This is a genomic window from Collinsella sp. AM24-1, assembly GCF_003470325.1.
Lineage (GTDB): Bacteria > Actinomycetota > Coriobacteriia > Coriobacteriales > Coriobacteriaceae > Collinsella.
Genome location: NZ_QRHM01000005.1, coordinates 44,685 through 67,369 on the forward strand (window position 1 = coordinate 44,685; position 22,685 = coordinate 67,369).

Below are 22,685 nucleotides of genomic sequence, written 5' to 3' on the forward strand. Positions count from 1 at the left end.
AGTAAAATCCAAACATATGTTCTATACTTATGGAAGTAGCTTGTTTGGAGGCGCTAGATGGAAGTCGGAAGAGATGACATTGTAGAAAGCGTTGTACGTTTGATAAATGGGGTGGGGCGTAGCCCATATTTATTCGTCGGCTCGGGCTTTTCCCGTAGATACATGGGTACCGACGATTGGGTTGGTTTGTTAAGGCACCTCTGTTCCCGTCTTTCCGATGATCCCTTTCGGCTTGACTCGTACCTGGCACGTTGTCCAGATGAGTCTGACAATAGCGCATTGCCCTCTGCCGCGACGATGCTTGATAAGGATATGCGCATAGCTGTTCTTGAGGACCCTCGCTTCGCTTCTTTTAGAAACGATCATGTAGAGGACATTCGTCAGCGTAAATCTATTTTAAAGATCATGGCGGCCGAGAGGTTATCCTCGTTCAAACCTGAATATATGACGCATGAGCTTGATATCTTGAGAGAGGTTGGCAGGCGGCGTATCTCTGGAGTTATAACAACCAACTATGACTGTCTCCTGGAGTCGCTATTTCCCGAGTTTAAAGTTTTTGTTGGCCAAGACGATCTCGTCTTTCACAGAACTTTTGAAATGGGTGAAATCTATAAGATCCACGGTTCTATGGATAATCCTGAATCTATGGTTCTTGAGGAGGCAGATTACGCAAAACTCGCCGAAACACAGGATTACTTGGCTGCCAAGTTGTTAACTATTTTTATGGAATACCCAATTATTTTTATCGGTTATTCCCTTAACGACCCTGATATCCAAGCTATCCTCATGTCGATTTCGCGCTGCCTCGGTTCTAACAATCTTGCGTTGCTTAGAAAGCGCTTTATCTTCCTTACTAGGGGAGAAAACGCAACCTCAACTCATTCGTTTACCTTTCCAGGTATTGGCGAGATAAGCATGACCGAGATTAGGACGAACGATTTTGGTGCAGTGTATGAAGCAATTGGACAATCCAAATGCTCCTTCTCGCCCAGGATCATTCGTGAGCTTCGCAGGAGCATCTACGCCTTGGCTGATGAGGGCGATCCGAATGACTCTCTGGTAGTTGAAGCGAGTTTTAGCGACCTCGAGAGACTTCCGGAGGGACAGCATCTTGTGCTGGGTATCGGTGTTGCGAATGCTTCTTTAGGGCACGGGCATATGGTCAAAGCCGAACTTCTATATCGTGATGTTGTGTTTGATGACGAACATGTTGCTCCTAAGCTTGCCGTCGAGGAATACCTTCCTTCGCTGCTTGCTTCTAACTCGGGTGGTTTGCCCATGTATAAGTATTTAAGCGCGTATTCAGGGGAAGTTCTTAATCCAAGGATGCTAAAGGAAATAGATGAGAAGAAGGATTTAGATGCTTTTCTAAACAACAGCCTACGAAAGGCAAAAGGTAGCTATCATCATTCGGGAATTAGACACTCGGTTCAGTCTGTTATAGCTAACGAAGGCTTTGAGGAAGCATTTAAAAAGCTTGTGCTACTTGAAGAAGATGAGATCGATCTAAATAAGTTGCTTGAATATCTGAGGGCGCTCATCACGGACGATCGCAAGATAATCCACGGTAATAGCGAGCTGAAACGGCTTATTAGAATGTATGATTTCCTTAAGTACAAGAAGGCCTTCGACATATCGGCTACTAGTGAGTAATCCCACCTAGCGTCTATGAAGAAGGCCATCTTTGTAAACTATGGCATCTGAGCGTATAGTGCGAACACCACGTGCAAATGCATACTTAATATAACGCTTTCTGCTTGAAATCACAATGGTGTCTGTTTCGACCCGCCAATCAAGGGAAGATAGTGTAGAGTATCTTCCTGCAATACAAAAGCTCTTTGGGAGCTTTAAGGGTGACGCTTTCAAATTGAGAGTGTTGCCCTTTTTTCATGTATGCAATGTGTGACGTACTAGCCAAGCACCATCCCGGCAATGGAATGATCGAGCATGGGCGGCTTCTACTGGTTGACGTGATCGTGGTCAAACAAGTGATATCGATTAGAATTAAATCAATTGCGCTGGAAGCCTTCGGGCGACACCTGAAGAGGGTTGATGCGTCGGTCCTCTTTTTTTGTTTGGATGTAAGATTCGGCCAGGCAAAACAAGGATCTCATTTGGGGAGAACAAATATCCGGCGGTTTTCCGCTTCGGGACGCGCGGTTTAAGGGTGCTTTTCGGAAGTGCGGGGAAAAATCGGAAACCTCCGAGCATAAACCGAATTTCGGCAACAAAACCGCAGGTCGCGGAAGGCTAAAACAGGGGTCTGGTCTGTCGATCTCGGTTTTTCACCGCACTTCCGGAAACGCCCGATGGAAGCATGCGGCAAATTTTGGAACCCTCGAGCACATCGTCCTTTTCATGAAAAGAACCCGCAGGTAGAAGCGTTGCCACTATCCAGTGTGGTTGACGTGTCTAGAATATGCCGCACACTTCCGGATTTTGCATAAGCTCGACTGGTTTGTTTATCGATTGGGGCAGAGGAATCTTGTCTGGACCTCGTTATATGTATTTAAATGGATGAACTTAACCTATAAGTTAAGTTCATCTAGAAATGGGAGGTGCCCTTTGGCAGAAGGATATGATCTTGTCGAATATAGAGACCTCAAGGGTCGACCGTTTTGGGAATTGATGGCTTCTCCCGACAACTCTCAATTCCAGAAAATGTTGTCAGACCCTAAGCGGAAATTAACCGCTCGAACAATGATCGGCCAGAATAGCACGTCAACTTCTGGAATCTGAGCCTTGACTTTTATACTTGGCTTTCGAAACGGAGAACACAATGAATAAAGTAGATTTATCTGATTTTTACGCCGATACAGAAACCAGCGAAACACGCGCTTATGAACACGCGCTAGATATCGAGTTTATTGTTCATCGCGAGATGAAGCGTCTGGGTTTAAGCAAAAGCGATTTGGCAAAGCGTATGGGCGTGAGCCTTCAGTCGCTTTCGAAGCTGTTGAATTCTCAGCCCAATATGACGCTGAAGACGATCGCTAGGTTCGAGCTTGCTTTGGGTATCAATATCGTTCCGCAGGTTATCGCCAGCCATTCCAAAGAGTTGCCGTTTCTTTCATCTGATGATTCTGTGCGAGAGCAATGTGCATCGCCTGCCATTCTTCCTGCAGAGCTGTCAGTAGATTGCGATGTGCCTTTTCAGGGTGAATAGCATTTCCTCGATGAATCTAAGTCGAATGAGTTGCCACTCTCACATCCTCTAAAAAGTTCTTAAAACAGCCTTAAAGGCGCCTTGGCTCGCTTTTACAGCGTACAATACGCATGTTTGACTATGGCAAAAGTAGATTTTTGGGGAGGGGGAACGCCGTGGAAGTGCTGGTTGTTGGCAACACCACATATGTTGACGATGACTTTTGCGCCAAGGCGTCCCCGGGGACCACGTTAAGGTCGTAGCCGCGCAGGACGCGCGCCGCGATGAGTCGTCGCCCAATGCCTCGTGGAAAGAGCTGCTGCAGCACCTGGACCAGGCCTATGAGTTCGAACGCGTGGTCTACCTTTCTACCTACCTTACCCCGTATACCGAGACTTTTGGCGACATCGAACTGCTGCGCTCGGTGTTTCGTGCCTGTATGGGACGCAATGTGCAGCTGCTGTTTATTGCGGGGCCCGCGGGCGCAGAGGGTGCCACTGGCGGTTGTGACGACGACGCCACGGCCGCCAGTGGCGCCCAGACGGGCAAGGGCATTATCGCCCGCGCGGCCAACGACCTGTGCCGTCACTATGCATCGCGCGACGGCATCCAAGCCAAAGTCCTGCGCGTGCCGTATCTGTATACCGCATCGCCGGCATTAACCGACCCATTTTTGGTGCCGCTATTCGAGGCATGCTCGGGCGGGTCGGTCGCGCTTCAGGGTGCGGCAGATGCGCCGTTTCCCCTGCTGTGTGCCGAGGAACTCGCGGTGTTGGTGCATCGTATCTTTGACTGCTGGGATGCCAACTTTGAGATGCTCGACGTTGCAGACGCTTTTGGCCACCCGAGGCCTATGGCGTGATCGTTGACGCTCCGGGTGCGAGCGTGACCTATCACACGCTCAGCATCTAGGCGTTTCGTCGCCCATCGGCGCTATACTGCAGCCGTTGCCCACGATGCGGGGAACACCCGCATCGTGGGTTTTTGCTTATGAAGGGACGGTGCCGTGTGGATGTACAGCAGCTAGAAGAAGCCTGGGCTGCAAGGGCCGGCGCGCGTGAGGCGCGTCTTGCTGCAGCGCCGCATGTGCCGGCGGCGCTGTCTCTGTTGGGGATTGTACGTCCCGGCGATCGCCTGGTTGCGTTTGCCAATGACTTTGCCGATGCGTTTGCGCGCGGCTTTGAGTGCTGCGACGTGGCTATGGTGGGGGAGCCCGCGGCTGCGGCGTTTGCTGCTACGTCCGAGGGCTTTGATGCTTCGTTTGATGCCGAGGGGCCGCACCTGTGGTGGTTCGTCAACTCCATCGGCGGGTTTGGTCTGCGTGTGCCCGATCTGCGTACGCTAGGACGCGCCGCGCGTGAGGCTCATGCGCTGCTCGTGGTGGATAACACCGTGGCTGGTGTCTTTGGGTGCGATCCGTTGCGCTTGGGTGCCGTGCTGTCGCTCGAGGCACTTGATCGCGTATGCGCGGGCGATGCTCCGCACAAGTTGGTTGCCGTATCGGTCGCGCGCTCGCAGCTCAAGCGCCATCGCGTGGATGCCGCTGCCGAGTGCGCGCATGCTCTGCTTAAGGGCTGTGGCTTGGTCAAACTTGATTTGCCTGCTGATGAGGCCGGTGTGCTGGAGTGCGGGCTGGACTCGCTCGATGCCCGCATGCAGGCACATTTCGACCGCGCACGTGCGCTGGCCGAGTACTTGGCTGCCAATGAGATGGTGCACGCCGTGCGCTATCCCGGACTGAGCTCGCATCCCGACCATGCGGTTGCAACTGGAATCCTCGAGCACGGCTTTGGTCCGGCAGTTGAGTTTGACCTTATTGAGCGCAGTGCGGGCGATTTGTTCGATGCTTTGCCGGGGGAGTTTCGTACATCGCCGGCCGGCGGCGCAACGACGCGCCTTTCGGCTCCACGCGGCAAGCAGGGGTGCACCATTCGCCTCTTCGCCGGCACCGACAACCCTCTGCAGGTGGCTGCCACCCTAGACAACGCCCTCCGCAAGTAGCTAATCGGGGTCTGTGCCACGAAAACGGCCTATTTACTACGTTTAAGCCGTAGGGGTCGACCATACCCGCTTATTTTGAAAATCGCCAAGCTGTCTACCAGCGGTTTTATTTTCATAATGCCCGGTATGGTCTAGGGTATTCAACTAAACGTAGTATATGGGCCCATTTTGTGGCGCGAGCCTCAATCCGAGGGCGCGCTGGACAACAATTCAGTCCCAAAAGGACTATCCTGCGTTGATGCTGGCGATGAGGTCGTTGGCTTTGGTGGCGATGACGTTGTTGATGTCGGCCTGCAGCTCCTCGTACGCCGCTATGGCTCGCTCGCCGGCGGGGGTGAGCGATGATCCGCGGGCGCCGTCGCGCTCGATGAGCTTGCAGCCCAGCTGTCCTTCCGCCTCGTTCACAATGCGCCAGGCTTTGGAATACGCCATGCCCATGCTCTTGGCGGCGCGGTTGAGCGAGTGCTCGCGGGCGATGCCCTGCAGCAGCAAGACACAGCCGTGGCCGAACACGCCCGGCAGGTCTTTGTCGCACGCTTGAATGACCAACTTTGCCGTCGTCTTGTACTCCATGTGCTCCACGTCTTCCCGCTAAAGTGTTTGCTGGGCAAACGCAAAGCCTGCGTCAAACCCTCGTGTGCTCTTTCTAAACCATGCATTGTAGCAGTCAAAGTGCGTTAAGATACTTCCCCAGTATTGGGCGCCCAAGGTTGGGCTGGGTCCTACGAGGCCTGCAGCCGACCGGTCGCATGGAAAAAGGAGAAACATGGCTACGTTCTTTCCCGGTGAGTCCCACACGTTTTCGGAGTATCTGCTGGTCCCTGGTTACTCGTCCTCGCAGTGCATCCCCAACAACGTCTCTCTTAAGACGCCGCTAACCCGCTTCAAGCGCGGTGAGAAGCCGGCAATCACCCTGAACATCCCCATGGTTTCCGCCATCATGCAGTCCGTCTCGGGCGTCGACATGGGTGTCGCGCTCGCTACCGAGGGTGGCCTGTCCTTCATTTACGGTTCTCAGACCCCCGAGTCCGAGGCTGCTATGGTCAAGGCCGTTAAGGATCACAAGGCTGGTTTCGTTCAGTCCGATTCCACGCTGACACCCGACATGACCATGGAGCAGGTCATCGAGCTCAAGGAGAAGACCGGCCACTCCACCATGCCGGTCACCGACGACGGCACTCCCAAGGGCAAGCTCCTGGGCATTGTCACCAGCCGTGACTATCGTCCCAGCCGCGATGACCACCAGAAGAAGGTCTCCGAGTTCATGACCCCGCGCGAGCAGCTCATCGTGGGCGACAAGAACATCAGCCTCAAGGTTGCCAACGACGTCATCTGGGACAACAAGCTCAACGCCCTGCCTATCGTCGACGACAACGATCACCTTATGGGCATCGTCTTCCGCAAGGACTACGACAGCCACAAGACCAACCCCAACGAGCTGCTCGATAACGACAAGCGCTATATGGTCGGCGCCGGTATCAACACCCGCGACTATGCCGAGCGCGTGCCGCTGCTCATCGAGGCCGGTGCCGATGTCCTGTGCATCGACTCTTCCGAGGGCTTCAGCGAATGGCAGAAGCGCACCATCGAGTGGATCCGCGCCAATTACGGCGAGGACGTCAAGGTCGGTGCCGGCAACGTCGTCGACGCTGAGGGCTTCCGCTTCCTGGCCGACTGCGGTGCCGACTTCATCAAGGTCGGTATCGGCGGCGGTTCCATCTGCATTACCCGCGAGACCAAGGGCATCGGCCGTGGCCAGGCCACCGCGCTGATTGACGTCTGCCGCGCTCGCGACGAGTACTACGAGGAGACCGGCATCTACGTGCCCGTGTGCTCCGACGGCGGCATCGTCTACGACTACCACATGACGCTCGCCCTTGCCATGGGTGCCGACTTTATGATGCTGGGCCGCTACTTTGCTCGCTTCGATGAGAGCCCGACCGAGCGCGTCAACGTCAACGGCCAGTACATGAAGGAGTACTGGGGCGAGGGTTCTGCGCGTGCCCGCAACTGGCAGCGCTACGACCTGGGCGGCGCCGCGAAGCTCAGCTTCGTCGAGGGCGTCGACTCCTACGTTCCCTACGCCGGCTCCCTCAAGGACGGCGTGGGCGGCACGCTCTACAAGGTCAAGTCCACGATGTGCAACTGCGGTGCCCTCTCGATCCCCGAGCTCCAGGAAAAGGCACGCCTGACCCTGGTCAGCTCCACCTCCATCGTCGAAGGCGGAGCCCACGACGTAGTCGTCAAGGACTCCCAGCAAAGCGTCAGCTACCGCTAAGCGGCTTTCCCAAGCACCGCACCTTGCCGTTCAAACCGTCGCTCGCGTACCAAAGTACGCGTCGCTCCTCTTTCACGGCAATCTGCGGCACTTGGAAAACCCGACCATGCTTGGGCGGGTAACAAATAGCGGTTGATTCACAACCACGTTATTTAGATAAAGCGAGATGCCTGCAAGTCGCAGGCATCTCGCTTGTCGTATTTGCTATTATCAACCAAGTTAACCTTAGGGTCGGGCGGCTTAGCTTTGTTCGCTACAAGTTCCGCACGCAAAGAAGAGCACTTGATGTGCTCTTCGTTTTGCGCAGGACTGTCCGCAGTAGCGAATAAAGCTAAGCCGACCGACCCCATTAAAGATTAAAGGAGCTGATATGTGCGATTGCACAGATCATAAGGATGAGATCCCTGCCTACGACGCGCAGGCCATTGAGTCCCGGTGGATGAAGGCGTGGGACGACGAGAACCTCTTTGCCGTCGACACCGACGCCACCAAGCCCAAGAAGTATGTGCTCGAGATGTTCCCGTATCCGTCGGGCGACCTGCACATGGGCCACGCGCGCAACTACACCATCGGCGACGCCATGGCCCGTCAGGCCCGCATGCGCGGCTACGACGTGCTGCACCCCATCGGCTTTGATGCCTTTGGCCTGCCTGCCGAGAACGCCGCCATTAAGCACAACACGCAGGCTGCCGCCTGGACGTATAAGAACATGGACCAGGCGCTCGCCACGATGAGGCGCATGGGCTTCTCCTACGACCTGGATCGCACCGTTAAGACCTGCAGCCCCGACTACTATCGCTGGGGTCAGTGGATCTTTGAGAAGATGTGGGAAAAGGGCCTGGTCTATCGTAAGAAGAATCCGGTTAACTGGTGCCCCACCTGCAAGACCGTTTTGGCTAACGAGCAGGTGACCGAGGGCAAGTGCTGGCGTTGCGGCACCGAGCCCGAGAAGCGCGATCTTGAGCAGTGGTACTACAAGATTACCGAGTACTCCCAGGAGCTGCTCGATGACCTTGAGAAGCTCCCTGGCTGGCCCGAGCGCGTCAAGCAGATGCAGGCCAATTGGATCGGCCGCTCCGAGGGTGCCGAGGTCGACTTTACCCTGTGCGACGCCGATGGCGAGCCCATCGAGGGCGACGAGGGCAAGATCACCGTCTTCACCACGCGCGCCGACACACTCTTTGGCGTCTCCTTCTTTGTCCTGGCTCCCGAGTACGCCCGTCTGCACGAGCTCGTCGAGGGCACGGAGTACGAGGCGGCCGTCACCAAGATTGTTGAGGACTCCAAGCACATTTCTGACGTCGAGCGTGCCCAGGGCACTCTCGAGAAGCACGGTGCCTTTACTGGCCGCTACGTGGTGAACCCCGTTAACGGCGAAAAGGTCCCCGTGTGGGTTGCCGACTACGTCGTGGCCGACTACGGCACCGGCGCCGTCATGGCCGTTCCCTGCGGCGACCAGCGCGACTTTGAGTTTGCCCGCAAGTATGATCTGCCGATCGTGCCGATCATCCTGGACGACGATGATCGCGCTGCCGTCGAGGCCAGCGGCGAGACCATCGATACCTTCCATGCCGAGACTGTCGACTGGGAATGCGCCCACGCTGCCGAGGGCACGCTGGTCCAGTCGGGCAAGTACACCGGCATGCGCGGCGGTAAGCACTCCGAGGGCGAGTCTGCCATCGTGGCCGACCTCGAGGCCATGGGCTGCGGTCGTCGCAAGGTCGAGTTCCGCCTGCGCGACTGGCTTATCAGCCGCCAGCGCTATTGGGGCAACCCCATCCCGGCCATCCACTGCGAGCACTGCGGCATCGTGCCCGTGCCCGAGGATCAGCTGCCGGTGACGCTGCCCGAGAACCTGGACCTGGGTGCCGGCGAGACACTTGCCGAGTGCAAGGACTTCTACGAGACCACCTGCCCGGTCTGCGGCCGCCCGGCCAAGCGCGAGACCGATACCATGGACACCTTTACCTGCTCCAGCTGGTATTACCTGCGCTATACCGACCCGCACAACACCGAGCTGCCCTTCTCCCGCGAAGCCGCCGACCGTTGGATGCCCGTCGATAACTACATCGGCGGCATCGAGCACGCCATCCTGCACCTGCTCTACAGCCGCTTCTTTACCAAGGCGCTGCGCGACCTGGGCCTGTTGAGCGTGGACGAGCCCTTCACCAACCTGCTGTGCCAGGGCATGGTCAAGGACGAGAACGGCGACACCATGTCCAAGTCCAAGGGCAATGTCGTGCCCCCGAGCTCGGTTATCGAGCCCTACGGTGCCGACACCATGCGTCTGGCGATCCTGTTTATCGCCCCGCCCGAGAAGGACTTCGACTGGGATCCCAAGGCCGTTGAGGGCGCCAACCGCTTCATCAAGCGCGCCTGGCGTATCGTTTGGCAGCTCGTCCAGTCCGGCGACGCCAACGTGGCCTTCGACAAGTCCGCGCTCGACGAGGCGGCGCTCAAGCTCTATCGCGAGCGTCACCGCACCATCGCCAAGTGCACCGAGGACTATGACCGCGGCCAGTTCAACACCGCGATCTCGGCCGTCATGGAGCTCGTCAACGCGGCGAGCGCCTACCTCAACGCAACTGAGGGCGCTTCCCGTGACAAGGCGCTGTGCTACGGCTTGGCTAAGGATATCGTGAGCGTCCTTGCCCCCATCTGCCCGTTCTGGGCCGACGAGCTGTGGCACGAGGCGCTCGGCTGCGAGGGCAATGCCTACACCGCCGCCTGGCCCGAGTTCGACTTGGCCGAGTCCATCGAGGATACGGTGCAGATCGTCGTCCAGGTGCTCGGCAAGGTCCGCGGCCGCATCGACGTGGCCCGCGATGCCTCCAACGAGGAGATGCAGGCTGCCGCCGAGGTCGCCGTCGCCAAGTGGCTTGAGGGCAAGACGGTCGTCAAGGCCATCTGCGTGCCCGGCAAGCTGGTCAACCTGGTGGTCAAGTAAGCGCTGCGCGCTTAGCTGACACATAAAAGACGAGGGGCGATCCGGTTGGGTCGTCCCTCGTCTTGCGTGTGCCCGACCAAGTGCTTGCGGTCAATTGTCCTATTCTTGTGGAGAAGCTGTGCGCACGCTGACCTGCAGATTCGTACTGTGCTTGCACGTTTTCGCAGGTATTGGTATAGTTTGCTTGCAAATGAAGTTGTAATTGAAAGAAGTGGGGTTTCGGCCCCGCTTCTTTTTTGTATGGATGGAGGTGCCGCAATGGTCAAAACTAAGACCGAGCAGGCGATCATCGACGCGCTCGAGGCCGTTGCTCCCCAGCACGATGTCGACATCGTTGACGTCGAGCTCGTGGGTGCCACCAAGGCCCCCTGCGTGCGTGTGCGTATCGAGGGTGCCGAGGGCCAGAGCCTGTCGCTCAATGACGTCACGGCCAACACCAAGTGGGTCGGCGATGTGATTGAGGAGCTCGATCCCATCTCTTCGAGCTATACGCTCGAGGTGTCGAGCCCGGGTATGGCGCGCCCGCTGCGCCGCCCGTGCGACTTTGCCCGCTTTGTGGGCGAGAACTGTGAGCTCACCTCCACCGCCACCGAGGGCCGTCGCAAGTACGCCGGCAAGATTGCCGCTGCGACCGAGACCGACGTGACCCTCGAGCTCGAGAACGGCGAGTCCGTCACCCTCGATTTTTCTGATGTTAAAAAGTGCAAGTTGAAGCCCACCTACGACTTCAAGCCCGCGAAGGAAGGAAAGTAAGATGGCAGCATCCGACATGATGTCCGCCCTGATGGAGCTTTGCCAGGAGAAGCACATCGACCAGCTCTACCTGATCGACCGCCTGGAGCAGTCGCTCGCCAAGAGCTATGCTGAGATCCTGCATCTTGAGTGGGGCGCCAAGGTGACCATCGACCGCACCACCGGCAAGATCTACGTCTACCGCCTGGAGCCGATCGACGATTCCATGGACGAGGAGGGCAACTTCACCGAGTTCGAGGAGATCGACGTCACCCCCAAGAACACGAGCCGCATCGCTGCCCAGCACGCCAAGGCCGAGATCAACGCCATCGTGCGCAACTCCGCCCGAGAGCAGATCTACGAGGAGTTCTCCGGCCGCATCGGTGATCTCATCAGCGGTACCGTGCTGCAGTCCACGCCCGACTTCACGATCGTCAAGATCCGCGAGGGCGTCGAGGCCGAGCTTCCGCACTTCGACCAGCGCCGTTACGAGAACGAGCGCAACGAGCGTCCGATGGGCGAGCGCTACCTGCACAACCAGCACATCAAGGCCGTGATCATCGACGTTCGCGACCCCAACTCCAACCTGCAGCCGGTTCGTGGCGAGCACAGCCGTCCGCCGATTGTCATCTCCCGTACCCACCCCGAGCTCATGCGTCGTCTGTTTGAGCAGGAGGTGCCCGAGATCTATGAGGGCACCGTCCAGATCAAGTCGATCGCCCGCGAGCCCGGCCAGCGCTCCAAGGTCGCCGTCCACTCGCTTGACGACCGTCTGGATCCCGTGGGTGCCTGCGTCGGCCCCAAGGGCAGCCGTGTTCGCGCTGTCGTGGGCGAGCTCCGTGGCGAGCGCGTCGACGTCATCCTGTGGGATGCCGATCCTGCCGTCTACGTCGCCAACGCCCTGTCGCCCGCTAAGGTCACCCGCGTCCTCATCGACGAGGAGAAGGCCTACGCCGGCGTCATCGTCCCCGACGACCAGCTGTCCCTCGCCATCGGCAAGGAGGGCCAGAACGCCCGCCTCGCCGCGCGCCTGACCGGCTGGCACATCGACATCAAGTCCGAGACGCTTGCCGCCGACATCCTCAAGAACGTTCCCGTTCACGAGGAGCCCGCCGCCGACCTGATCGGTGACGAGGAGGACGAGGACGTTCGCCGCTGCGAGTACGTGTCCGAGGACGGCATCCAGTGCCGCAACCAAGCCCGTCCCGGCTCCCGTTTCTGCGGTGTCCACGACACCGACGCCTTCGATGATGCGGAGGACCTGATCTAGCGCGCGGTCGCGCCGGGCGGGTCCCGGCGCGTCTCCCACGCTCGTTCAGTCTCTAGGCACCCAAGGTGCCAGAAAGGGTAGGTGAAGTCATATGGCAAAAGTCCGTGTGTCCACCCTGGCCAAAGAGTTCGGCATGACCTCCAAGGAACTGATGGGTCATCTCGCCGATATGAAGATTCCCGCTAAGTCCGCTTCCTCCACCTTGGAGGACGCCTATGTCGCCATGGTCCGCAAGCAGCTCGCCTCGGTGATCGAGGCCCGCGCTCAGGAAGTCGAGGCCGCCAAGCAGGCCGAGGAGCAGGCAGCTGCCGCCGAGGAGGCCGCACGCGCCGCCGAGGCCGAGCGTGAGCGCATCGCCGCCGAGAAGGCACGCGAGGAGGAGCGCCGCCAGTTTGCCGCAGCCCAGGCTGCCGAGGAGGCCGCCCGCGCCGAGGCCGAGGCCAAGAAGAAGGCCGAGCAGGAGCGCCTTGCTCGCGAGAAGGAGGAGGCTGCCCGCGAGGCCCAGCGCCGCGCCGTTCCCGCTTCCGACTCCGGTTCGCGCTTCCGTTCGCTGCTCGACCAGATTGCCGCACAGGAGACCGTGCTCAAGGAGAAGAAGGACGCCGAGGACAAGGCCAAGGCCGAGCGCGCCGCCGAGCGCGGTAACCGTCGTGGCGGTAACAACGACCGCCGCGGTGGCCGTCGTAACGATCGCAATGCCTCCGACAACAATTCCGAGCGCAACGCCTCCGAGAGCCGTCCGCACAGCCATCGCACCAACGCCAGCAACAACGTTGCTGCCGGCATGGACTTCCCCAACCCCGACAAGCAGGGCAAGGGCAAGAAGCGCAAGGGCGGTCACAACAACGAAGAGGACCACTACAGCCGCATGGCTCGCGAGGCCGAGGAGTACAGCCGCGAGAAGGTACTCGAGGAGGCTCGTGCCGCCGTCGAGGAGGCCTCTCGCGAGTCCACCGGTCGCCGCAAGAAGCGCAAGGAGAAGCGCGAGCGCGAAGCTGCCAAGGCTCAGGAGGAGCGCAAGATAGAGGAGGCGCTGGCCCAGGGCGTGAACCCCGAGGAGCTCGATGCCATCAAGGTCTCCCAGGGCGTTACGGTCCAGGAGCTCGCCGAGGCGCTCGACGTTCCGGCCAACGATATCATCAAGCGCCTGTTCCTGCTGGGTACGCCGCTCACCATGACGCAGTCCATGTCCGACGACCTCGTCGAGCTCGTTGCCGACGACCTGGGTCGTCAGATCAAGATCATCACCCCCGAGGAGGAGAACACCTTCTCGTTCTACGACGATCCCGCAGACCTTAAGCCGCGCGCACCGGTCGTCACCGTCATGGGCCACGTCGACCACGGTAAGACGTCGCTGCTCGACGCCATCCGTCACACCGGCGTCGCTGCCGGCGAGGCGGGCGGCATTACCCAGGCCATCGGCGCTTCGCAGGTCATGATCAACGACCGCAAGATCACCTTCATCGATACCCCGGGCCACGCCACCTTTACGGCCATGCGTGCCCGTGGTGCCAAGGTGACCGACATCGTCATTCTGATCGTGGCCGCCGACGACGGCGTCATGCCCCAGACCATCGAGTCGATCAATCACGCCAAGGCCGCCGGTGTACCCATCGTCGTCGCCGTCAATAAGATCGATAAGCCGGGCGCCAACCCCGACCGCGTGCGCCAGGAGCTCACCGAGTACGGCATCATCCCCGAGGAGTGGGGCGGACAGAACATGTTCGTCAACATCTCGGCCAAGCAGAAGATCGGTATCGACGACCTGCTCGAGACCGTGCTGCTCCAGGCCGACGTGCTCGAGCTCAAGGCCAACCCCGACACTTTTGCCTCTGGTAACGTCCTCGAGGCTAAGCTCGACAAGGGCCGCGGTTCGGTTGCCACGGTGCTCGTGACCCGCGGTACCCTGCACGTGGGCGATACGCTGGTCGCCGGCCTTACCTACGGTCGCGTCCGCGCCATGCTCGATCCCAAGGGCAACGCCGTCACCGAGGCCGGTCCTTCCGACGCCGTCGAGATTCTGGGTCTGCAGTCCGTGCCCAACGCCGGCGACGAGTTCCGCGTTTTCGAGGACGAGCGCGAGGCTCGCGCCCTGGCCGATGAGCGTTCACTCAAGGCCCGTATCGAGGAGCAGAGCCGCGTGAAGCACGTCACGCTCGAGAACCTCTTCGAGACCATTGCCGACGCCGAGGTCAAGGAGCTCAACCTGATCATCAAGGCCGACGTCCAAGGCTCTATCGAGGCTCTTCAGGACTCGCTCGACAAGATGGATCAGTCCGAGGTCCGCATCAACACGATCCACTCCGCCGTTGGCGCCATCAACGAGACCGACGTCGTCCTGGCCGACGCTTCCAACGCCATCATCATCGGCTTTGGTGTCCGTCCCGACGGCAAGGCCCGCTCCGCTGCCGAGCGCGAGGGCGTCGAGATCCGTTGCTACGACGTCATCTACAAGTGCCTTGAGGAGCTCGACGCTGCCCGTATCGGCATGCTCAAGCCCACCGAGGTCGAGGTCTCCACGGGTACCGCGACTGTCCTGGACACCTTCAAGGTCCCCAAAGTCGGTATCGCCGCCGGTGTCCGCGTCGAAGAGGGCGAGATCGCCGCGACCGATTCCGTGCGTCTGGTGCGCGACGGTATTGTGGTCTTCAACGGCAAGATCGCCTCGATGCGCCACTACAAGGATGAGGCCAAGAGCCTCAAGAGTGGTTCCGAGGGCGGCATTGGCCTGGAGAACTTCCAGGACATCAAGCCCGGCGACCAGATCGAGGGTTACCGCATCGACCAGGTTGCCCGTACCGAGTAGGGGGTAGCGCTATGAAGCAAACGCAGGCAACCCGCCGTCTGGGCGAGCAGCTTCGCGAGAAGCTTGGTTATATCCTGCTCTTTGAGGTTTCCGATCCGCGTCTCGACCTGGTTACTTTGACCGCGGTCGAGGTCGCGGTGGACCGTTCGTTCGCGCGTGTGTACGTGTCGTGCGATGCGAGCCGCTACGACGAGGTCATGGAGGCGCTCGCAAGCGCCAAGGGCCGTATTCGCAGCCTGTTGGCTCGCTCGCTCGATTGGCGTGTTACGCCCGAGCTCGATTTTCGTATCGATCGTTCGACCGATGAGGCCGAACGCATCACGCGTGCGCTGGAAAACGTTCCCGCCACGCTTGCGATCGAAAAGGACGAGGACGGCTACCCGATAGCGGATGCCGCCCAGGAGGCAGCTTTAGATGACTAATTCCGCCGACCTCGCCTCGTGCGAGTCTGCAGATATTCAGCGACGCATCCTCGAGCTCATCGAGGGTGCGTCCTCCATTGCAATTTCGGGACATACTTCCCCCGATGGCGATGCCTTGGGCTCCGTATTGGGTCTGGGCCTTTCGCTCATGAAGTTTTTCCCCAACAAGGACATTGCGCTGCTGCTGGCAGACGATGACCCGGTTCCGCGCATCTACCGCTTTATGGAAGGCTCCGATCGCCTGGTGCCGGCATCTGCGTACACCGGCAATCCGGACCTGTTTATCTCGGTGGATGTGCCGGTCGTCGAGCGCCTCAATAATTCCGCCGAGGTGCTTCGCCGCTCCAAGCATGTGGTGTGCTTCGATCACCATCCGGCGCGCGGGGAGTTTGCCGAACTGAGCCTGAGGCGTGTCGATGCCGCGGCCTGCGCCATGATCATCGACCGTTTCTTGGACAATTGCGGCATTGTCGCACGTGATGGCGTTGCGACCTGCCTGCTGTGCGGCTTGGTTACCGATACCGGTCGTTTTCAGTACCAAAACGCCGATGCTGCCGCCTTCCATGCGGCCTCGCGTCTGGTTGCCCACGGTGCCGATCCAGCGCGCGTTGCACTCGAGGTCTACCAGAGCATGCGTGTTGAGTTTTTGCACCTCAAATCCATCGTTATGGGCCGCATTAAGACGGTGGCCCACGGGCGCGTCGCGTATAGTTACGCGTACCAGAGTGACCTTGAGGCTTGCGGTGTCACCTCGGATGAGTGCGACGGCCTGGTTGACGTGGTGCGCTCGGTGATGGGCGTGGAGGTCTGCCTGTTCCTGAAGGGCATTGAGGGCGATACTAAGGTGCGCGGCAACCTGCGCTCCAAGGGCGACCTCAACGTATCCGAGATCGCTGCTGCTTTTGGCGGTGGCGGACATCCCGCTGCCGCCGGTTTTTCCAACAACGGAACGATTCTCGAGACGCTTACCGTGGCACTTCCCATGCTGGCCGAGCTGGTGGGGGAGGATCCCGCTTCGGTGACCGTCGAGCTTTAACTTTTTGGATGGTACATGGCTCGTCGTACGCCTTCTCAATTGAATATGCTGCTCGCTGTCGATAAGCCGGTGGGCTGCACGTCCCACGATGTGGTCTCGCAATGCCGGCGCGCCCTCCATGAGCGGCGCGTCGGCCATGCCGGCACGCTCGACCCCATGGCATCGGGTGTCATGGTGGTGGGTGTGGGCCAGGCCACCCGTCTGCTGGGCATGCTCACGCTCGATACCAAAAGCTACGTCGCCGATATCTCGTTTGGCGCCGAGACCAATACCGATGATGCGGAGGGCGAGGCGGTCCGCACGGTGGCTGTTGCCAACGAGCTCCGCGATCCTGCCTATGCCCGTGAGCGCTTGGCCGCCATGATGGGTCCGCAGATGCAGGTGCCGCCGGCGTTTTCGGCTATCTCGGTCAATGGCGTTCGCGCTTATAAGTCTGCTCGTGAGGGCAACGCGGTGGACCTACCTCCGCGCCCCGTCGAGGTCTATGCCGCCGACCTGATCGCCGTTGGCGGCGAAGGTGATACGTGTGTGTGGACCGTGGCGTTCTCGGTGAGCAAGGGTACCTATATCCGTGCGCTCGCTCGCGACTTGGGCCGCGCCTGCGAGAGCGCCGCGCACATTTCCGCGCTGCGCCGCACGGCCTCCGGTGTTGTTTCCATTGGCGCCTGTCATGCGGTCGAGGAGCTTTCTCCCGAGTCCGCGGCTGGCTTTGCCCTGAACCCCATTGCGGCTCTGGGCGCCACGCGTGTTGACTTGCCGGGCAATCTTGCCGACGACCTGCTCTGCGGCCGACGCATTCCCGTTGAGCGTGTGCTTGCCGATTTTGATGCATCGAAGGCGCCGTTTGCGCTGGTGCTCGATGGGGGACTCAAGGCGCTCGCCCGCATCGAAAGTGGCCGCTTTGTCATGGAGCACGTGTTTCCGCAGGCAATCGGCGGTGTTCGATGATGTTGTCCGCTCGCGAGCTCGCGCGTATCTTTTTCGCGGGCGAGTCGGACGAGGCTCGTATCGTTGCTGCCGATGCTTTTGATGAGTGCGAGCACTTGGGTGCTGCCTCCATCGCCATCGGCGTGTTCGATGGTGTGCACCGTGGACACCAGGAGCTTATTGCGGCGCTCGTCCGTGATGCCCGCGCCCATGGCTGCAAGGCGGTCGTAGTTACCTTCGATCCCGACCCGGACGTTGTCGTGAGCCCTTCACCCGCTCAAAAATTGATGACGACGGCCGACCGTCTGCATGCCCTGGCTCAAACCGGGGTCGATGCAGTGGTGGCCGTTCCCTTTACGCCAGAGGTTGCGGCACTCGACCATGTTGGTTTTCTTGCACTGTTGTCGCGCGTGGTCGACATTCGTTCGATTCGCGTTGGCAGCGACTTTAGGCTGGGTCGCGGCGGTGCTTCTGGTGTTGCCGAGATGCGCGCCTGGGGTTCCGAGCGCGGCGCTGACGTGTATGGTCACGACCTGCTTTGCGAGGGCGGTGAGGCCATTTGCGCCACCCGCATTCGTCACGAGCTGGGACAGGGCCATGTGGAGCTTGCTGCTGAGTTACTCGGCCGCCCGTATATGGTGCGTGGCGGTGTTATTCGCGGCCGTCACGAGGGCTCTGGCATGGGCTTTCCCACGGCAAACCTTCTGGTTCCCGGCGGCATTCAGGTGCCTGCCGACGGCGTGTATGAGGGTCTGGTGCTGGTCGATGACACCGTGTGGCCCGCTGCTGTCAACGTCGGCCTGCCGCCAACGTATGCCGACGATGCGGCATCTGCGCATCTCGAAGCCAATTTAATTGGGTATACAGGCGACCTGTACGGCGCTTCCGTTTCGCTGGCGTTTACGCGCTGGCTGCGTCCGTCACGCGTGTTCGATTCCCTGGACGAGTTGATCGCGACCGTCGAGGGAAATATCGATGATATCCGTCACAACTTGGGTGAGCAGGGGGTGAGTATCCGTGATTAGCGATGAGGAAAAAGATCAGGTCCGCGCTGCGTCCGATCTGGTAGCCATCGTGCAGGAAACGATTGAGCTCAAGCCCCGCGGCCATGAGTTTTGGGGCTGCTGCCCCTTTCATGGCGAAAAGACTCCGTCCTTCCACATTATCCCCGCCACGCAGGTGTGGCATTGCTTTGGCTGCGGCGAAGGCGGCGACGTCTTCACTTATATCATGAAGCGCGAGAACCTGAGCTTTCCCGAGTCAATCCGTTATTTGGCCGATCGCGCGGGTATTGAGTTGCACGACACTGGAGATCGCCGTGAGCGCGGTACCAAGCGTGCCCGCATCTACGATCTGTGCGCCGAGACCGCCCAGTTCTACCACACCATGCTTATGCGCGGTAAGGATGGCCGTCCACGCGAGTACTTTGCCAGCCGCGGCATGGGTGGCGACGTCTGCCGCCGCTACTGCCTGGGTTTTGCACCGGGCCGCAACGCGCTGGTGTCGCACCTGTCCCAGGCGGGTTTTACCCCGCAGGAGATGATCGACGCCAACGTTGCCGTGAGCCGCGGGCGCGGGCAGCTTGCCGACCGCTTCTACGACCGCGTGATGTTTCCCATCTTTGATGAGCAGGGTCACAACATCGCCTTTGGCGGTCGCATCATGGGTGACGGCCAACCCAAGTACCTCAACACCGCCGAGACGAGCGTCTTCCATAAAAAGCGAAACCTCTACGGCTTTAATTGGGCCAAGGAGTTTATCGTCGCTCAGGATACCGCCATCGTGGTAGAGGGCTATACCGACTGCATCGCCTGTTGGGAGGCGGGGATTAAAAACGTTGTCGCTACGCTGGGCACCGCGCTCACGGAGCATCACGTCAAGACGCTCACCCGCTTTGCCAAGCGCATCGTGTATATGTTTGACGGCGATGCCGCGGGCCAGAAGGCCGCCCGTCGCGCGATTCAGTTTATCGAGCAGGATTCGATGGACCTGCGCTGCGTGGTGCTGCCCGACGGCAACGATCCCATGGAGTTCATCACGGCGCATGGTGGACAGGAGCTGCAGGCGCGCATCGACGCTGCCGAGCCCCTCATGGACTTTGTCTACCGTTCGCTGCAGGAGTCGAGCGACATCACCACGCCGGGCGGTCGCGCCAAGGCGCTGGAAGATGCACTGACGCTTATCTATCCGCTGCGCGATAGCTATATGATCGATACGTACTTTATCCAGATTGCCGATCTGCTGGGTTTGGATCTGGAGACAGTGCGTGCGAGCTCGGGCCGCGTGTTTCGCGATGTCGCCAAGCGCGAAGATGCGGAGCGTCGCCGTGAGCAGAACTATGAGCGCCAGCGGGCACAGGCTGAGCGGTCCGGCGGGACGGGCAGTCGGGCGTCGAGTTCTCGCGATGCCGGTCGTGGCGCTTGGGCATCGGGCGCTACGCCGGCGGTAGCGGCGCCGGCCGAGGAAGAGCCGTACGACTATGTCCCGCTCGATGCCTACGGTGCCGCGCCCGTGGAGGCCGCCGACGACCTGCCGCCGATCGATGTGCCTGATGGTATGGGTGCTGTGCCTGTGGCTGACGGTTCGGGCGCACCGGCTGCCATGGCGCCGATGGTTCTTACTGATCTTGAGCGCAAGTCCTTGGCAGGGGAGCGCGAGCTGTTGACGATGCTTACGAGCTACCCCGACCTGTTCCGCACGTATGCCGACCGCATCTGCTCCATCGAGTGGGTTGACCCACGTCACGAGTCTATCGCATGGGCCGTGCTGGCAACGCCGCCGGGAACCGATCCGGCAGCCTGCATGGATGCGGCGCGCTCGGTGTGTCCCGAGGCGGCAACGCTTGTGAGTGCCGGGCGCATCTCGGCGACGAGCAAGCACCCCACCGAGACGAATATCGTTTTTATGCTCGATACGCTCGAGCTCTACACCATCAAGCGGCGCATGCGTGCCGCACAGGCCAAGCTGCGCCAGGACCGTTCGCTCGACGATGAGGCCCGTCGCGCGCTGACCGTGCAGGCCGCGCAGGATTCGCAGCGTCAACGCGAGCTGCAAAAGTCGATCGGCGGCGTGGCGGACCCGTTCCGTTTGATTGGTCTGGAGGCCGCAGGCACCGAACAGGCCTAGATGTTGTGGTCAACCAGCGTATTCTCGCCTATATCCAGTCCTCTTTTTGGGTATAGACGTCTATGTGTGTGCTAAAGTATTGAGTCCTGTGGACTATGAAGGGAGAATCTGTGCCAAAAAAGACTGAGAGCACGGGTACTGGGCTGGAATCCTACGTTGCAAAGCTCATGGGCAACGGCTCAAACAGGACTTCGGTAACCGAGGACGAGATTCAGGTCGCCCTGAAGGATATCGATGTTTCTGACGAGCAGCTCACCGCGGTGTATTCCGCGCTGCGCAACAGCGGCATCCAGATTATCTCCGCGAGCGGTAACGACGACGCCCCCATGGACGTCGACGATGACGATACCGATACCGATACCGACGATTTCGATGACGACGACGAGCACGATTCCGGCTCGCTCGACGATCATGAGCTCAAGATGGCCCGTCAGGCCGACGCCGAGATGGGTTCTTCCAAGAGCAAGAAGAAGCGCACCGTGCGCACGTCCCGTTCACGCTCGCGCGTGCGTGGCATCGATGCCTCCACGGTGATGCTGACCGGCGATCCGGTTCGTATGTACCTCAAGGAGATCGGCAAGGTCGACCTGCTAACCGCCTCCGAAGAGGTCGATCTGGCCATGAAGATCGAGGCCGGTCTCGAGGCCACCGAGAAGCTCGAGGCTGCCGATGCCGGTGAGCTCGAGCTCACGCGTGCCGAGATGCGTCGTCTCACGCGCATTGAGAACGTGGGCCTCGAAGCCAAGCAGGCACTCATCAGCGCCAACCTGCGTCTGGTAGTCTCCATCGCCAAGCGCTACGTCGGCCGCGGTATGCTGTTCCTGGACCTGATCCAGGAGGGCAACCTCGGTCTGATCCGCGCCGTCGAGAAGTTCGACTACCAGAAGGGCTTCAAGTTCTCCACGTATGCCACGTGGTGGATCCGTCAGGCCATCACGCGCGCTATCGCCGACCAGGCCCGTACCATCCGTATTCCCGTGCACATGGTCGAGACCATCAACAAGCTTGTCCGCGTGCAGCGCCAGCTCCTTCAGGACCTGGGCCGCGACCCGACCCCCGAGGAGATCGGTGCCGAGATGGACATGAGCGCCGACCGTGTCCGCGAGATCCAGAAGATCTCGCAGGAGCCCGTGTCGCTCGAGACCCCCATCGGCGAGGAAGAGGATTCCCAGCTGGGCGACTTCATCGAGGACTCCCAGGCCATCGTTCCGCCCGATGCCGCCAGCTTCTCCATGCTTCAGGAGCAGCTCACCCAGGTGCTCGACTCGCTTGCCGATCGCGAGCGCAAGGTTATCGAGCTACGCTTTGGCCTTGTCGACGGGCATCCCCGCACGCTCGAGGAAGTCGGCCGCGAGTTTGGCGTCACGCGCGAGCGCATCCGCCAGATCGAGTCCAAGACCCTGGCCAAGCTCCGTCACCCGAGCCGTTCGAGCAAGCTCAAGGACTACATCGAGTCTTAGTAGTTACGGCGTTTTACCAAACGCCGTAACTGGCCGACGCTGCGCGGACACCAGAGCGACAACTTGTCATTCAAAGAGGACGGCATGACCAGAAGGTCTATGCCGTCCTCTTTTCATGCCAATTTGTTCGCGCTGGTGCCCGCTCGCTGGCATTCTCAAAACATCGGCGTTTCTGTTGCCGGTGCCGGCAGTTAGGCCGTCCCCAAGGGATCAAGGCGAGAAAATTTCTTAAAAAAGTTCTTGCCCTTCGCTCAATCGTCCGTATAATAAACTTCGTTGCTTGAGAGCACGCACCTATTCCTCGGTAGCTCAATGGTAGAGCACGCGGCTGTTAACCGCGCTGTTGTAGGTTCGAGTCCTACCCGGGGAGCCAGAATTTCTCAGCCCATTTCGTAGGGCTTTTAAATTCCTCGGTAGCTCAATGGTAGAGCACGCGGCTGTTAACCGCGCTGTTGTAGGTTCGAGTCCTACCCGGGGAGCCAGGTTGTAAAACCCGTCGCTTATGCGGCGGGTTTTTTCATGCCGCGATCGCTTG

Annotated in this window: 16 protein-coding genes and 2 tRNA genes; 17 read left to right on the forward strand and 1 reads right to left on the reverse strand. The window is 59.7% G+C overall.

Annotated elements, in window-relative coordinates; genetic code table 11:
* The first annotated feature begins 57 nt into the window (after positions 1 to 57).
* The 4 genes from DW661_RS03020 to DW661_RS03035 all read left to right on the forward strand — a co-directional run bounded on the left by DW661_RS03020 (position 58) and on the right by DW661_RS03035 (position 5,146).
* Positions 58 to 1,653, forward strand: a complete 1,596-nt coding sequence (locus DW661_RS03020; protein WP_118259369.1) for an SIR2 family protein — start codon at positions 58 to 60, stop codon at positions 1,651 to 1,653.
* Between the two features lie 1,126 nt (positions 1,654 to 2,779).
* The gene (locus DW661_RS03025) at positions 2,780 to 3,166 is read left to right on the forward strand and encodes a helix-turn-helix transcriptional regulator (protein WP_118934555.1); all 387 of its coding nucleotides are present in this window, start codon (positions 2,780 to 2,782) and stop codon (positions 3,164 to 3,166) included.
* A 202-nt stretch (positions 3,167 to 3,368) separates the two neighbouring features.
* Complete coding sequence (locus DW661_RS03030; RefSeq protein ID WP_118934557.1) at positions 3,369 to 4,007, forward strand: hypothetical protein; 639 nt, start codon at positions 3,369 to 3,371, stop codon at positions 4,005 to 4,007.
* 146 nt (positions 4,008 to 4,153) lie between these two features.
* On the forward strand, positions 4,154 to 5,146 hold the full coding sequence (locus tag DW661_RS03035) for a PLP-dependent transferase (protein ID WP_158568408.1): 993 nt from the start codon (positions 4,154 to 4,156) through the stop codon (positions 5,144 to 5,146).
* Positions 5,147 to 5,371: 225 nt separating this feature from the next.
* On the opposite strand, the gene DW661_RS03040 is transcribed toward DW661_RS03035, so the two are convergent.
* The gene (locus DW661_RS03040) at positions 5,372 to 5,719 is read right to left on the reverse strand and encodes a winged helix-turn-helix domain-containing protein (protein ID WP_117635111.1); all 348 of its coding nucleotides are present in this window, start codon (positions 5,717 to 5,719) and stop codon (positions 5,372 to 5,374) included.
* 193 nt (positions 5,720 to 5,912) lie between these two features.
* Between DW661_RS03040 and DW661_RS03045 the strand changes: the two genes are divergently transcribed.
* The 13 genes from DW661_RS03045 (at position 5,913) to DW661_RS03105 (ending at position 22,632) form a co-directional block, all read left to right on the forward strand.
* On the forward strand, positions 5,913 to 7,424 hold the full coding sequence (locus DW661_RS03045; RefSeq protein WP_118934561.1) for an IMP dehydrogenase: 1,512 nt from the start codon (positions 5,913 to 5,915) through the stop codon (positions 7,422 to 7,424).
* A gap of 370 nt (positions 7,425 to 7,794) precedes the next feature.
* On the forward strand, positions 7,795 to 10,371 hold the full coding sequence (gene leuS / locus DW661_RS03050; protein ID WP_118934563.1) for a leucine--tRNA ligase: 2,577 nt from the start codon (positions 7,795 to 7,797) through the stop codon (positions 10,369 to 10,371).
* Between the two features lie 258 nt (positions 10,372 to 10,629).
* Positions 10,630 to 11,124, forward strand: coding sequence for a ribosome maturation factor RimP (gene rimP / locus DW661_RS03055; protein ID WP_118934565.1), 495 nt, complete (start codon positions 10,630 to 10,632; stop codon positions 11,122 to 11,124).
* Position 11,125: 1 nt separating this feature from the next.
* Complete coding sequence (gene nusA / locus DW661_RS03060; RefSeq protein WP_006234042.1) at positions 11,126 to 12,373, forward strand: transcription termination factor NusA; 1,248 nt, start codon at positions 11,126 to 11,128, stop codon at positions 12,371 to 12,373.
* A 91-nt stretch (positions 12,374 to 12,464) separates the two neighbouring features.
* On the forward strand, positions 12,465 to 15,179 hold the full coding sequence (gene infB, locus DW661_RS03065) for a translation initiation factor IF-2 (protein WP_117716036.1): 2,715 nt from the start codon (positions 12,465 to 12,467) through the stop codon (positions 15,177 to 15,179).
* 11 nt (positions 15,180 to 15,190) lie between these two features.
* Entirely contained in the window at positions 15,191 to 15,601 is a 411-nt protein-coding gene (rbfA, locus tag DW661_RS03070; RefSeq protein WP_006234038.1) for a 30S ribosome-binding factor RbfA, read from the forward strand.
* Positions 15,594 to 16,637 (forward strand): bifunctional oligoribonuclease/PAP phosphatase NrnA, encoded by a 1,044-nt coding sequence (locus DW661_RS03075; protein ID WP_118934568.1) that lies wholly within the window; start codon positions 15,594 to 15,596, stop codon positions 16,635 to 16,637. The genes rbfA and DW661_RS03075 overlap by 8 nt, the downstream gene beginning before the upstream one ends.
* A 15-nt stretch (positions 16,638 to 16,652) precedes the next feature.
* Positions 16,653 to 17,585, forward strand: coding sequence for a tRNA pseudouridine(55) synthase TruB (gene truB / locus DW661_RS03080; RefSeq protein ID WP_118934570.1), 933 nt, complete (start codon positions 16,653 to 16,655; stop codon positions 17,583 to 17,585).
* Positions 17,582 to 18,589, forward strand: a complete 1,008-nt coding sequence (ribF, locus tag DW661_RS03085) for a riboflavin biosynthesis protein RibF (RefSeq protein WP_233547443.1) — start codon at positions 17,582 to 17,584, stop codon at positions 18,587 to 18,589. Before truB ends, ribF begins: the two co-directional genes overlap by 4 nt.
* On the forward strand, positions 18,582 to 20,690 hold the full coding sequence (dnaG, locus tag DW661_RS03090) for a DNA primase (RefSeq protein ID WP_118934571.1): 2,109 nt from the start codon (positions 18,582 to 18,584) through the stop codon (positions 20,688 to 20,690). The genes ribF and dnaG overlap by 8 nt, the downstream gene beginning before the upstream one ends.
* Before the next feature lie 110 nt (positions 20,691 to 20,800).
* Positions 20,801 to 22,150, forward strand: coding sequence for an RNA polymerase sigma factor RpoD (gene rpoD, locus DW661_RS03095; protein WP_118934573.1), 1,350 nt, complete (start codon positions 20,801 to 20,803; stop codon positions 22,148 to 22,150).
* Between the two features lie 298 nt (positions 22,151 to 22,448).
* Positions 22,449 to 22,523: transfer RNA gene (locus DW661_RS03100), tRNA-Asn, on the forward strand.
* Positions 22,524 to 22,557: 34 nt separating this feature from the next.
* Positions 22,558 to 22,632, forward strand: a tRNA-Asn gene (locus tag DW661_RS03105).
* Positions 22,633 to 22,685 lie beyond the last annotated feature (53 nt).

Excerpts from the sequence above, each read along its gene's own strand:
- DW661_RS03025 (WP_118934555.1), top strand. The coding sequence starts at position 2,780 with ATGAATAAAGTAGATTTATCTGATTTTTACGCCGATACAGAAACCAGC.
- DW661_RS03075 (WP_118934568.1), top strand. The coding sequence starts at position 15,594 with ATGACTAATTCCGCCGACCTCGCCTCGTGCGAGTCTGCAGATATTCAG.
- DW661_RS03045 (WP_118934561.1), top strand. The coding sequence starts at position 5,913 with ATGGCTACGTTCTTTCCCGGTGAGTCCCACACGTTTTCGGAGTATCTG.
- nusA (WP_006234042.1), top strand. The coding sequence starts at position 11,126 with ATGGCAGCATCCGACATGATGTCCGCCCTGATGGAGCTTTGCCAGGAG.
- ribF (WP_233547443.1), top strand. The coding sequence starts at position 17,582 with ATGATGTTGTCCGCTCGCGAGCTCGCGCGTATCTTTTTCGCGGGCGAG.
- infB (WP_117716036.1), top strand. The coding sequence starts at position 12,465 with ATGGCAAAAGTCCGTGTGTCCACCCTGGCCAAAGAGTTCGGCATGACC.
- DW661_RS03040 (WP_117635111.1), bottom strand. The coding sequence starts at position 5,719 with ATGGAGTACAAGACGACGGCAAAGTTGGTCATTCAAGCGTGCGACAAA.
- leuS (WP_118934563.1), top strand. The coding sequence starts at position 7,795 with ATGTGCGATTGCACAGATCATAAGGATGAGATCCCTGCCTACGACGCG.
- rimP (WP_118934565.1), top strand. The coding sequence starts at position 10,630 with ATGGTCAAAACTAAGACCGAGCAGGCGATCATCGACGCGCTCGAGGCC.
- DW661_RS03020 (WP_118259369.1), top strand. The coding sequence starts at position 58 with ATGGAAGTCGGAAGAGATGACATTGTAGAAAGCGTTGTACGTTTGATA.
- truB (WP_118934570.1), top strand. The coding sequence starts at position 16,653 with ATGGCTCGTCGTACGCCTTCTCAATTGAATATGCTGCTCGCTGTCGAT.
- rbfA (WP_006234038.1), top strand. The coding sequence starts at position 15,191 with ATGAAGCAAACGCAGGCAACCCGCCGTCTGGGCGAGCAGCTTCGCGAG.